This is a genomic window from Rhizobacter sp., assembly GCF_035702065.1.
GTDB lineage: Bacteria > Pseudomonadota > Gammaproteobacteria > Burkholderiales > Burkholderiaceae_C > Rhizobacter.
Genome location: NZ_DASSRA010000355.1, coordinates 1 through 10,690, shown reverse-complemented (window position 1 = coordinate 10,690; position 10,690 = coordinate 1). Strand labels below are relative to the sequence as shown.

12 protein-coding genes are annotated in these 10,690 nt (G+C 68.8%); 5 read left to right on the top strand and 7 right to left on the bottom strand.

The window, feature by feature from the left end; all coding sequences use genetic code 11:
• Positions 1 to 104 precede the first annotated feature (104 nt).
• Positions 105 to 797, bottom strand: a complete 693-nt coding sequence (locus VFL64_RS15780) for a PEP-CTERM sorting domain-containing protein (protein ID WP_489541330.1) — start codon at positions 795 to 797, stop codon at positions 105 to 107.
• A 204-nt stretch (positions 798 to 1,001) separates the two neighbouring features.
• On the opposite strand from VFL64_RS15780, the gene VFL64_RS15775 reads away from it, so the two are divergent.
• Entirely contained in the window at positions 1,002 to 2,078 is a 1,077-nt protein-coding gene (locus tag VFL64_RS15775) for a sensor histidine kinase (RefSeq protein WP_489541329.1), read from the top strand.
• Positions 2,079 to 2,086: 8 nt separating this feature from the next.
• Entirely contained in the window at positions 2,087 to 2,719 is a 633-nt protein-coding gene (locus VFL64_RS15770) for a response regulator (RefSeq protein WP_489541328.1), read from the top strand.
• A 52-nt stretch (positions 2,720 to 2,771) separates the two neighbouring features.
• Here VFL64_RS15770 and metW read toward each other — a convergent pair whose 3' ends face one another.
• A complete protein-coding gene (gene metW, locus VFL64_RS15765) occupies positions 2,772 to 3,356 on the bottom strand; it encodes a methionine biosynthesis protein MetW (RefSeq protein WP_489541327.1) in 585 nt (194 codons plus the stop codon).
• Positions 3,353 to 4,483, bottom strand: coding sequence for a homoserine O-succinyltransferase MetX (gene metX, locus VFL64_RS15760; protein WP_489541326.1), 1,131 nt, complete (start codon positions 4,481 to 4,483; stop codon positions 3,353 to 3,355). Before metX ends, metW begins: the two co-directional genes overlap by 4 nt.
• Positions 4,484 to 4,748: 265 nt before the next feature.
• Between metX and VFL64_RS15755 the strand changes: the two genes are divergently transcribed.
• Positions 4,749 to 5,090: a PRC-barrel domain-containing protein gene (locus tag VFL64_RS15755; protein WP_489541325.1), complete on the top strand. Its 342-nt coding sequence runs from the start codon at positions 4,749 to 4,751 to the stop codon at positions 5,088 to 5,090.
• A 16-nt stretch (positions 5,091 to 5,106) separates the two neighbouring features.
• Here VFL64_RS15755 and VFL64_RS15750 read toward each other — a convergent pair whose 3' ends face one another.
• A complete protein-coding gene (locus VFL64_RS15750; RefSeq protein WP_489541324.1) occupies positions 5,107 to 5,505 on the bottom strand; it encodes a nuclear transport factor 2 family protein in 399 nt (132 codons plus the stop codon).
• Entirely contained in the window at positions 5,502 to 6,107 is a 606-nt protein-coding gene (gene gstA, locus VFL64_RS15745; protein WP_489541323.1) for a glutathione transferase GstA, read from the bottom strand. The genes VFL64_RS15750 and gstA overlap by 4 nt, the downstream gene beginning before the upstream one ends.
• 102 nt (positions 6,108 to 6,209) lie before the next feature.
• On the opposite strand from gstA, the gene VFL64_RS15740 reads away from it, so the two are divergent.
• Complete coding sequence (locus tag VFL64_RS15740; RefSeq protein ID WP_489541322.1) at positions 6,210 to 7,139, top strand: LysR family transcriptional regulator; 930 nt, start codon at positions 6,210 to 6,212, stop codon at positions 7,137 to 7,139.
• On the opposite strand, the gene VFL64_RS15735 is transcribed toward VFL64_RS15740, so the two are convergent.
• A complete protein-coding gene (locus VFL64_RS15735; protein ID WP_489541321.1) occupies positions 7,136 to 8,101 on the bottom strand; it encodes an NAD(P)-dependent oxidoreductase in 966 nt (321 codons plus the stop codon). The genes VFL64_RS15740 and VFL64_RS15735 overlap by 4 nt on opposite strands.
• Positions 8,098 to 9,174, bottom strand: coding sequence for a LacI family DNA-binding transcriptional regulator (locus VFL64_RS15730; RefSeq protein WP_489541320.1), 1,077 nt, complete (start codon positions 9,172 to 9,174; stop codon positions 8,098 to 8,100). Before VFL64_RS15730 ends, VFL64_RS15735 begins: the two co-directional genes overlap by 4 nt.
• Before the next feature lie 194 nt (positions 9,175 to 9,368).
• On the opposite strand from VFL64_RS15730, the gene VFL64_RS15725 reads away from it, so the two are divergent.
• Positions 9,369 to 10,508, top strand: a complete 1,140-nt coding sequence (locus VFL64_RS15725; protein WP_489541319.1) for a sugar ABC transporter substrate-binding protein — start codon at positions 9,369 to 9,371, stop codon at positions 10,506 to 10,508.
• The last annotated feature ends 182 nt before the right edge of the window (positions 10,509 to 10,690 follow it).

The following is a 10,690-nucleotide window of genomic DNA, read 5'->3' as shown; positions in this document are numbered from 1 at the left end:
GAAGCTGCGATGGCACCATTGTCTGCAGGGTGAGCGCCGGCGATGCCGGGCAAGGGCGCGGGGCCGGGTAGTCGAAGTCCTACGGGGCGCGCCAGGTGGCGGTGTCAGCGCCGCAGCGTCTGGCGCTTGCGACGGCACCAGGTGGCGGTGAGCAGCAGGCCGGCGAGGCTCAGCGCGTATGTCGAGGGTTCAGGGACAGCGGCGACCGAGCCCACCAGGCCGACGTCCCCGGTGCGCACGGCCCACACGAACCCATAGACGTTGCTGAGTTCGTCGGTGTACTGGCGGGTGTTGGTGTACATGTTGCGCAGTTCCATCACCGGCGCGAAGCTGGTGCCGCCGTTGTCGGCCAACGTCATGTACTGCCCGTTCTGCAGGTTGGAGAACGGCCCGCTGGTGCCGGCGAGGGTGCCCGCCAGGAAGCTCAGCTCGGACGGCGAACTCATGCGCGGGTTGCAGGAGGTGGCGTTGCAGAAGATGGGGTTGTCGCCGCCATGGGGCAGCAGGCGTGCGGGCAGGCGCCAGTCGTCCACGCCGTACACGTTCAGGCTGTCCACGAAGGAGAGCGCTGCGGTGTAGGTCATCTGCCCCGGCAGCATCGGCTGGCCGAAGACGTTGCGCCCGACCGGGTTGCCCAGTGTGGCGTAGTAGTTCGCGTCGGCCAGCCAGGTGAGGTTCTGCGCCACGTCGTAGTACGCGTCGACGGAGCCATTGCCGTCGATGTCACGGGCCTGCAGGGCCTGGGCGCTTGCGACGCCCGATGCGAGCGCCAGCAGCGCCGCCAGAAGCTTTCTCATGTCGATCTCCCTTGTGGAGCGGGAGACTACGACCAATCGGCGGTGATTTCTCCCCTTGCATGAGGGGTTGCGGCATCACCGCGGAGGGTGGCTCCTTACTCCGCGCTGTAGGCCGCGCGCGCCCATCGGACTTTTCCGGCTCGCTCTCGGGGGATTCCGCCTGATCGTCAACCCTGGCATGCGGCGGAAGAACGCAAACCTATGATGACCGCCGCCCTCCTGCCGTACCCGATGAACGCCTTTGCACCCACCCACCTGCCCGACATGCCCTTCGACGCCATCGTCGAGCAGTCCGTGGCCGGCATCTACGTGATCCAGGACGACCACTTCGTCTACGCCAACGCCACCTGGGCCGCCATCGCCGGCTACACGCCCGAGGAGGTGATCGGCATGTCGCTCGCCCAGATGGTGCCGCCCGACTTCCTGGAGACCGTGCGCTCGCGCATCCGCGACCGGCTGGAGAACAACCCGCCCAGCATGCACTTCATCACCCGCGGCCTGCACCGCGACGGCCACGTGGTGATGGTCGAGGTGCATGGCTCGCGCATGACCTACCGCGGCCGCCCGGCGGTGATGGGCGTGGGCGTGGACGTGACCGAACGCCTGCGCAACGAGGAGGACCTGAAGCGCTCGCGCGAGCAGCTGCAGGCGCTCACCGCGTACACCGCCGCCAAGCTGGAGGAGCAGCGCCTGGCCATCTCGCGCGAGGTGCATGACGTGCTGGGTGGCATGCTCACCTCCATCAAGATGGATGCCACACGCATCCTGCGCCGCGCGGAGGGCAACGAGCTGCAGTCGCTCACGCTCGGGCTGCTGACGCTCACGCAGCAGACCATCGACACGGTGAAGCAGATCTCCGAGTCGCTGCGCCCGAGCGTGCTCGACCACCTGGACCTCTCGGTCGCGCTGGCCCACGAGCTGCGCCAGTTCACACGCCGCTCGGGCGTGCTGCACGAACTCGAGGCCGATGCGTCGCTGCCCACGCTGCGCCTGCCGCCCAAGCGCAGCACCGCGGTCTACCGCGTGCTGCAGGAGGGCCTGACCAACGTCGCCCGGCATGCCGGTGCGCAACGCGTGAGCGTGAGCCTGCGCGCCCAAGGCGACCAGCTGCGCCTGGAGCTGCACGACGACGGCTGCGGCTTCGACCCGTTCGCGCCCGCCGGCAGCGCGCTCGGCCTGCTCAGCATGCGCGAGCGGGCGCGCGAGATCGGCGGCACCTTGCGGGTCCAGTCCCGCCCGGGTGAGGGCACGCGGCTGGTGCTGCTGGCACCGCTGCTCTAGGAAGCCATGTGATCCACGTGCTGGTGGTCGACGACCACACCATCTTTCGCTCCGGCGTGCAGCGCCTGCTGCTCGACGAGACCGACATCCGCATGACCGGCGAGGCCGCCAACGGCAGCGAAGCGCTCGACATGATCCGCCGCCACCGCTACGACGTGGTGCTGCTCGACATCAACATGGACGGCCGCAACGGGCTGGACGTGCTGGCCTCGGTGCGTGCCTTCGAGCGCAGCCTGCCGGTGCTGATGCTGTCGATGTACCCGGAGGAGCAGTACGCGCTGCTGGCCATCCAGGAAGGGGCCAACGGCTACATCGCGAAGGACGCCGAACCGTCCGAGCTGGTGCAGGCGATCCGCCGCGTGGCCTCCGGCGGTCAGTACCTGAGCGCGCGGGCGGCGCCCCTGGTGCGCGAGCAGCTCGACGGGCGGGATGCGCGGCCCGCGCACCAGCGGCTGACGGTGCGGGAGCACCAGATCATGTTGATGATGCTGAAGGGGATGCCGCTGACGCAGATCGGGGAAGAGATGCTGATCAGCGTGAAGACGGTGAGCACGCACCGGGCGAACATCCTGGAGAAGCTCGGAGTGGCGAGCACCGCGGAACTGGTGCTGTATGCGGTGAGGCAGGGGATCATTCACTGAGGCATGCGGCGCGGCAGCGCGAGCCGAGCGGCCGGTGCCGCGTGCAGAGGCCTCAGCCCCGCTGGAACTTGAACACCGCCACGCTGGCCATCAGGTTCGGAAAGCGCCTCACCTCGCGCCCGTCCTGCATGCCGAACGCATCGAGGATCTGGAACCCGTCCTTGCGCAGCAGCACCTCGCAGTCGGTGTAGGTTCCCACCCGGATGTTGGGCGTGTCGTACCACTGGTAGGGCAGCGCGCGCGTCACCGGCATGCGCCCGGTGACCACGCGCAGCCGGTTCGGCCAGTGCGCGAAGTTCGGAAAACTGATCACGCCGATGCGCCCAACGCGCGCCGTCTCGCGCAACAGGCGCTCGGTGTGCCGCAGGTGCTGCATGGTGTCGAGCTGGAGCACCACGTCGAAGCTCTGGTCCTCGAAGATCGCCAGGCCGTCTTCGAGGTTGAGCTGGATCACGTTGACGCCACGCTGGGTGCAGGCGAGCACGTTGGCGTCATCGATCTCGATGCCGTAGCCGGTGCACTGCCGCGTGTCGCGCAGGTGGGCAAGCAAGGCGCCGTTGCCGCAGCCGAGGTCGAGCACGCGCGAGCCAGGGGGCACCAACTCGGCAATCAACTCCATCGTCTTCACATCGCTCATGACAGGTCCTTGGCGATGTTGTCGAAGCAGGCGCGCAAGACGCCGTGGTAGCGCGCGTCGTCGAGCAGGAAGGCGTCGTGCCCGTGCGGCGCGTCGATCTCGGCGTAGCTCACGTCGAAGCGGTTGTCGAGCAGCGCCTTGACGATCTCGCGCGAGCGCGCGGGAGAGAACCGCCAGTCGGTGGTGAAGCTGACCAGCTGGAACTTGCAGCGTGCCGCGGCGAAGGCCGCACTCAGGTTGCCGCCGTGCTCGCGCGCCGGGTCGAAGTAGTCGAGCGCACGCGTGATGAGCAGGTAGGTGTTGGCGTCGAAGTACTCGCTGAACTTGTCGCCCTGGTAGCGCAGGTAGCTCTCGATCTCGAACTCGATGTCCTGCGTGCTGTAGGCCGGCTGCGCACCTTTCAGGTTGCGGCCGAACTTGGCCTCCATCGAGTCGTCGGACAGGTAGGTGATGTGGCCGATCATGCGCGCCACGCGCAACCCGCGCTTGGGCACCACGCCGTGCGCGTAGAAGTGGCCGCCGTGGAACTCGGGGTCGGTGATGATGGCGCGGCGCGCCACCTCGTTGAAGGCGATGTTCTGCGCCGAGAGATTCGGTGCCGTGGCCACCGCGATGCAGTGGCGCAGGCGCGTCGGGTGGCGCAGCGACCAGCTCAGCGCCTGCATGCCGCCCAGGCTGCCGCCCAGCACGGCCGCGAGCTGCGTGATGCCCAGGCGGTCGAGCAACCGGGCCTGCGCGTCGACCCAGTCTTCCACCGTCACCACCGGGAAGTCGGCGCCGTACGGGCGGCCGGTGTCGGGGTGGGTGTGCATGGGGCCGGTGGAGCCGAAGCAGGAGCCGGGGTTGTTGACGCCGACCACGAAGAAGCGGTTGGTGTCCAGCGGCTTGCCCGGGCCGACCAGGTTGTCCCACCAGCCTTCGCTCTTGGCCTGGCCGGCGTAGGTGCCGGCCACGTGGTGCGAGGCATTGAGCGCGTGGCACACCAGCACCGCGTTGCTCTTGTCGGCGTTGAGCGTGCCGTAGGTCTCGTAGGCCAGCGTGTAGTCACGCAAGGAAGCTCCGCTGCGCAAGGGCAGCGGGTCGGCGAAATGCATCGCCTGCGGTTTCACATCACCCAGGGAACTCATCGAGGTCGCACCCAAGAAAAAACCCGGCGCCGCCAAAGCGGGACACCGGGTCGTGCGTCCTGTCTTTAGCTGGATTTATAGAGCGCTCGCAATCCGGAACAAATCAGCGCTGGGCCGCCAGTATAGCCACGCGGTTCGGGGCGGGTAGGGCCAGTCCTACGGAGGCGGCCGCCCTGCGCCGATGGCGACCACGCGGCGCTGCGCGGATAAAGGAGCATCCACCGGGTGGCATGTCGCCCCCGGCATCAACCGAAGGAGTAGCTCCATGGGACATCCCTGCATTTCCTCCAACAAGGTCGAAGGCACCCCCGTCTACAACCCCAACGGGGACAAGCTCGGGTCGATTGACGACCTCGTCATCGACAAGCGCTCCGGCCACGTGCGCTACGCCGCACTGGAGTTCGGCGGCTTCCTCGGCATGGGCACCGACCGCTACCCGCTGCCCTGGGACATGCTGACCTACGACACCAACCTCGACGGCTACGTGGTGCCGCTGCGCAAGGAGCAGCTCGAGAAGGCGCCCCACTACGAGCGCAGCGCCGCGCCCGAGTACAGCGAGGACTATGGCCGCAAGGTGTACGACTACTACGGCGTGGCCTGGCAGTAAGCGCCGGAGGGCCTGTTCAGCACAGGCCCTCTGGCGTTGGCGCGTGGTGGAACACCTTGGCGATCACCTGCCAGCGCCCATCGAGCTTCACCAGCGTCAGCAGGTCGATGAAGTGCCGCGGCAGGATCGAGCACTGCACGCGCGCCAGCGCCGTCACCGGGCCGGCGAACTCGATGGCGAGGATGCGGTCGGTGCGCGCGTCGCCACGGCTCGCCGGTGAGACGCGCTGGTCGACCACCGCGAAGTACTGGTCCATGCCCAGCGCGAGCAGCGTGCCGTCGCTCGCGCTCGCATACAGCGCCCGCGGGTGGAACACGCGGCGCAAGCGCTGCGTGTCGCTGTGGTGCAGCCCATCGAAGTAGAGCTGCAGCACGGCCGACACGGCCTCGCGTTCGGTGGCCGGCTCGGCGTTCACAGCAGGCCTTCGGCCTTCATCGCCTCGCGCACCGCCGGCCGGGCCGACACGCGCTTCAGGAAGGCCTGCAGGTGGGGCAGGTGCGACAGGTCGAGGTCGACGAACTTGGCCCAGCCGGTCACGACGAACAGGTAGGCATCGGCCGCGGTGAAGTCGGCCCCGGTGAGGTGCTCGCGCCCTTCGAGCTGGCTGTCGACCCACGCGTACTTCTTGCGCAGCGCCGCGCGCAGCGTGGCCTTGGTCGCGGCGTCGAAGTCGGGGCTGAAGAGCGGCGAGAAGGTCTTGTGCAGCTCCGAGGTGATGTAGTTCTGCCACTCCATCACGCGGTAGCGCGCGAGGCTGCCGGCCGCCGGCATCAGCGTGGTGGCACCGGCGCGGTCGGCGATGTACTGCACGATGACCGGCCCTTCGCTGAGCAGGCTGCCGTCGTCGAGTTGCAGCAGGGGCACCTGGCCCTTGGGGTTGAGGGTGTAGTAGTCGGTGCCGGCCGGCGTGAGGTGCTTGGCGGTGTCGACCTTCTCCAGCGTGAAGGGCTGGCCGGTTTCGCGCAGCACGATGTGCGGGGCGAGTGAGCAGGCGGCGGGGGCGTAGTAGAGCTTCATGGGACGGGTCCGTGTGGTTGAAGGAGAGCCCGAACCTTATTCACGATCTCAACTTCGATAAACCTGCCATCATTCACTTCACTGATTACATGGAGTGATGGAATGCCGCGTCAGTTCAGCGGGCTCATGCTCGGAAGCGTGGAGCTGTTCTGCCTCACGGCGGAGCTGCAGGGCTTCACCGCCGCGGCCGCGTCGGCAGGCCTCACGCCGGCGGCGGTGAGCCGCGCCATCGGGCGGCTGGAGGCGCGGCTCGGTGTGCAGCTCTTCGTGCGCACCACGCGCCAGGTGCGCCTCACCGACAGCGGCCGCAGCTACTACGAGCAGTGCCGCCAGGCGCTGGGCCAGCTGGTCGACGCCGAGCGCGAGCTCACCGGCGAGCAGCGCGTGGCGACCGGCACGGTGCGCATCAGCCTGCCCACGTCCTACGGCCACTACCGCGTGCTGCCGGTGCTGCCGGCCTTCCGCGAGCGCTACCCCGGCGTGGAACTCGACGTGCAGATCAGCAACCGCAACATCGACTTCACGGCCGACGGCTATGACCTCGCGGTGCGCGGCCGCGCGCAGCCCGACTCGGGCCTGGTGGCGCGCCCGCTGCAACCCGTGGAGCTGGTGGTGGTGGCCACGCCGCAGTACCTGCGACGTCACGGCACGCCGCGCGCGCCAGAGGCTCTGCTGCAGCACCAGTGCATCGTGTTCAGCCTGCCGCGCACCGGCCTGCCGGTGCCCTGGGTCTTTCGCGACAAGAGCGGGCAGACGGTGGAGATCGTTCCGCCCTCGTCCTTGCGCTGCACCGACGACGTGCTGGGCCTGGCGACGCTCGCGCGTCATGGCGCGGGCCTGACACAGACCTTCCGCGCCGCCGTCGACGACGACCTGAAGCAGGGCCGCCTGAAGGAAGTGCTCAAGGACCACGGCGGCGCCAGCCTGCCCTTCTCGCTGCTCTACCCGGCCAACCGGCACATGCCGCTGCGCGTGCGCGTGCTGGTCGACTTTCTCGTCGAGCGCCTGTCGCCGCAGCCAGGTGCCCGCTAGGTGGGTGCGTTGACGGCGCCCGGCGGCACCTCGCCGCGCAGCAGCGCCGTGAACTGCGCCACCGTCTCCAGCGCCTGGTGTTCGACGGCCGCCTGCGTCAGCCCGCCGATGTGCGGCGTGGCCAGCACCAGCGGGTGACGGGCCAGCTCGGGCGTTGGCATCTGGTCGGGCGCGCGGCCCACGTCGAGCGCGCAGCCGGCCAGGCGGCCGGCATCGAGCGCGTGCAGCAAGGCGGCATCGTCGACCAGTTCGCCGCGAGATGCATTGATGAAGCACGCACCGGGCTTGAGCGCGGCGAAGGCCGGCGCATCCATCAGCCGCTCGGTCTGCGGCGTGGCAGCGGCGAGGCAGACGACGAAGTCGGAGCCGGCCAGCAGCGTAGCGAGCGGCACCTGCCGCGGGGCAGCCGCGTCGGTCACTGGCGTCGGGCTGGTGACGAGCACCTGCATGCCGAAGACCTGCGCGATCTCCACCAGCCCCCGACCGATCTGCCCGTACCCGATCACGCCCAGCACGGCGCCGCGCAACTCGCGGCCCATGAAGGGCGGCAGCGCCTGGCCACGGTGGCGGGCTTCGGCATAGCGGTGCGTGCCGCGACCGAGAGCGACCATGGCGCCGACGATCCACTCGCACACTGCCGGCACGTAGCCGGCGCTGGTGTGGGTGACCAGCACGCCGTTCGCGCGGGCCGCATCGACGTCGACGCTGCGGATGTCGACCGCGCAGCGGATGAAGGCCTTCAGCCCCGGCAGCGCCTCAAAGAGCGCGCGCGGGCCGGGCGTCTGCCGGTAGGCGATGAGGGCCGCGCAGCCCTGTGCCGCCGCAGCGAGCTCGTCCACCGAGAGCTCGCGCGGCTCCGGGTTGAGCCGCACCTCCGCCACGGCCTGCAGTGCGTGCAAGGCCTTCGTGCCGAAGTAGAGGTCGAGCTTGTCGGGCGGGTGCGTGAGGAAGACGCTGGTCACCGCGCCGCCCTCTTCAGGCCAGCCGCCTTGCGCTCCGTGCGGGGTGGCGGCGCCACCGATTCGCGCGCGATCAGGCGCGTGGGCGGGATCACGCTGCCCGATGCGCGCGCATCGGGCAGCGGGTTCATCACGCGCTCCACCATCGCACGCGCGAGCTCGGGCACCGGCAGCTGCACCGTGGTGAGCATGGGGTTGGACAGCGCGGCCAGAAAGTGCCCGTCCAGGCCGACCACCGACACGTCGTCGGGCACGCTGAGCCCCGCCTCGCGCAGGCCGGCCATCAGCCCGAAGGCCATCAGGTCGTTCAGCGCCACGATGCCGGTGGGCCGCGGGGCCATCGCGGCAATCATCAAGGCAGTCGTTCGGCCTGCTTCGCCGATGACGGTCTCGCCGTATTCGTCGAGCGGCCCGCCATCGATGACCTGTGCACCGGCGCGCAGGCCGGCCGCCTCGGCCGCGGCATAGAAGCCGTCGATCTTGGCGCGCCGGCCCATGGTCATGCCGGCCACGGTGGCAAAGGCCAGGCGGCGGTGGCCCTGCGCGATGAGATGTGCGGTGGCCATGCGCCCCACCTCGAAGTTGTCGGGCATCACGTGGGCCACCTTGGAGCGCTTGCCGGGCGCCGGCCCGCGGTCATAGCTCACCACCACCATGCCGCGCTCGGCCGCCGACTCGAAGTGCCGCTCGTCGGCCAGCGACGAGATCACGATCACGCGGCGCACGCCCTGCGACAGCAGGTCGTCGAGGAAGGCGCTTTCCTTGCGCGGGTCGCGGTAGGTGCTGCCCAGCAGCAGGCGGTAACCGAAGCGCTCCTGTGCCACCGCTTCGATCTCGCGCGCGATGTAGCCGTACATCGGGTTCGTCATCGACGGCACCAAGAGGCCGATGAGCGGTGTCTGCCCGGTCTTGAGTTGCCGCGCCAGCCTGCTGGGGCGGAACTGGAGCGCCTCGATGGCGGCGTTGACCCGTTCGAGCGTGTCCGGGCGCATGCGGTCGGCACGGCCGTTGAGCACGTTGGACACGGTGCTGACCGACACGGCCGCGTGCTTCGCAACGTCCTGGATCGTGGTCATGTCGGTTCCTGATAGAAGGCGTGGGGACAACTTGCCGGCGCCGTGACCACCGCGGCGCGCAAGAGCTGCGGGCATTTCAGCATGGGTCATTCATCTTCCGCCGCGCCAGCGCCAGCAGCCCGGGAAAACCCCCGAATCCATCGATTTAGTAAATCGATACAGTATATCGATACACAACGCTGGAGGACAGCCCCATGCCCGTGAACTACGACGCCTCTTCCCGCGGCCTCTGGTGCGCCGCCCTCCTTGCCGCCGGCCTGGCTGGCCACGCCGTGGCCGCGCCGCCCAAGGTGGTGACGCAGCCCAACTCCGACCCGCAGTGCTTCGCGCCCTGGAGTGCCAGCACCAAGCTGTTCCAGTACCCGGCCAAGAAGGGGCCGTACCGCATCGCGCTGGCCAACGGGTACATCGCCAACACCTGGCGCATCCAGATGATCAAGACGGCCAAGGCCTACGCCGCGCAGCCCGAGGTGGCGGCCAAGCTGAAGGAGTACAAGGTTGTCTCCACGGGTGAAGACGTGGCCGCGCAGATCGCCGCCATCAACAACTTCATCGACTCGGGCTTCGACGCCATCGTCGTCAACGCGCAGAACCCCGCGGCCTTCAAGCCGGTGATCAAGCGCGCCAACGACGCCGGCGTGGTGCTGGTGGCTTTCGACAACATCCTCGACACCGAGGAGGCCATCAACGTCAACGTCGACCAGAAGGGCCTGGGCACCTACTGGGGCAACTGGCTGATCAAGAACACGCCCAACGGCGGCAAGGTGCTCGAGGTGCGCGGCGTCTCGGGCACCTCGGTCGACCGGGATCGGCACGACGGCCTCCAGGAGGCGCTCAAGGCTTCGGGCAAGAAGTGGGAAACGATCGAGGTGGTCGGCAAGTGGGACGACCCGACCGCGCAGAAGGTGACGGCCGACGCCATCGCCGTGCACAAGAAGTTCGATGCCATCGCCGCGCAGGGCGGCGACACCGGCGTGGTGCAGGCCATGCTCGACGCCAAGCACCCGATGGTGCCCTTTGCCGGCGAGACGGAGAACGGCTTCCGCAAGTTCTGCGCGAAGTTCGCCGGCCAGGGGCTCAAGTGCGCCTCGGGCGGCACCGGGCCGGCCCAGGTGGCGGTGGCCTTGAAGGTGGCGATCGCCGCGCTCGAAGGCAAGGTGCTGCCGCAGTCGATCAAGCTGCCCTTGTCGACGGTGGAAGACCCGGGCTTCAAGGACGGCTCGAACTTCTACGCGGCGCAGTCGGACAACTTCTTCGTAGGGAATGCCTTCCCGACCTGCGGCATCAACTTCACCGCCCAGGAAATCATGGGCCAAAGCGAAGCGAATAAATAAGGCCCCCCAGTCGCTGTCGCTGCCGCCTTGCAGGCCGAGCCGGGCGAATCGCCCGGCTCTTCGCTAGGCACAAACAGTCCACCGGACTGTTTGCGTCCGAACTCAGCCCCCAAGGGGCGCCGCCCAGCGGACCGGCAGAGCCCGGATCCGCGGGCGTAGCTTGATCCGGATTGCGAACGCTC

Coding starts and splice junctions, on each gene's coding strand:
- metX (WP_489541326.1), bottom strand. CDS start 4,483: ATGAGTTCCCTGGGTGATGTGAAACCGCAGGCGATGCATTTCGCCGAC.
- VFL64_RS15755 (WP_489541325.1), top strand. CDS start 4,749: ATGGGACATCCCTGCATTTCCTCCAACAAGGTCGAAGGCACCCCCGTC.
- gstA (WP_489541323.1), bottom strand. CDS start 6,107: ATGAAGCTCTACTACGCCCCCGCCGCCTGCTCACTCGCCCCGCACATC.
- VFL64_RS15780 (WP_489541330.1), bottom strand. CDS start 797: ATGAGAAAGCTTCTGGCGGCGCTGCTGGCGCTCGCATCGGGCGTCGCA.
- VFL64_RS15725 (WP_489541319.1), top strand. CDS start 9,369: ATGCCCGTGAACTACGACGCCTCTTCCCGCGGCCTCTGGTGCGCCGCC.
- VFL64_RS15740 (WP_489541322.1), top strand. CDS start 6,210: ATGCCGCGTCAGTTCAGCGGGCTCATGCTCGGAAGCGTGGAGCTGTTC.
- metW (WP_489541327.1), bottom strand. CDS start 3,356: ATGAGCGATGTGAAGACGATGGAGTTGATTGCCGAGTTGGTGCCCCCT.
- VFL64_RS15730 (WP_489541320.1), bottom strand. CDS start 9,174: ATGACCACGATCCAGGACGTTGCGAAGCACGCGGCCGTGTCGGTCAGC.
- VFL64_RS15775 (WP_489541329.1), top strand. CDS start 1,002: ATGACCGCCGCCCTCCTGCCGTACCCGATGAACGCCTTTGCACCCACC.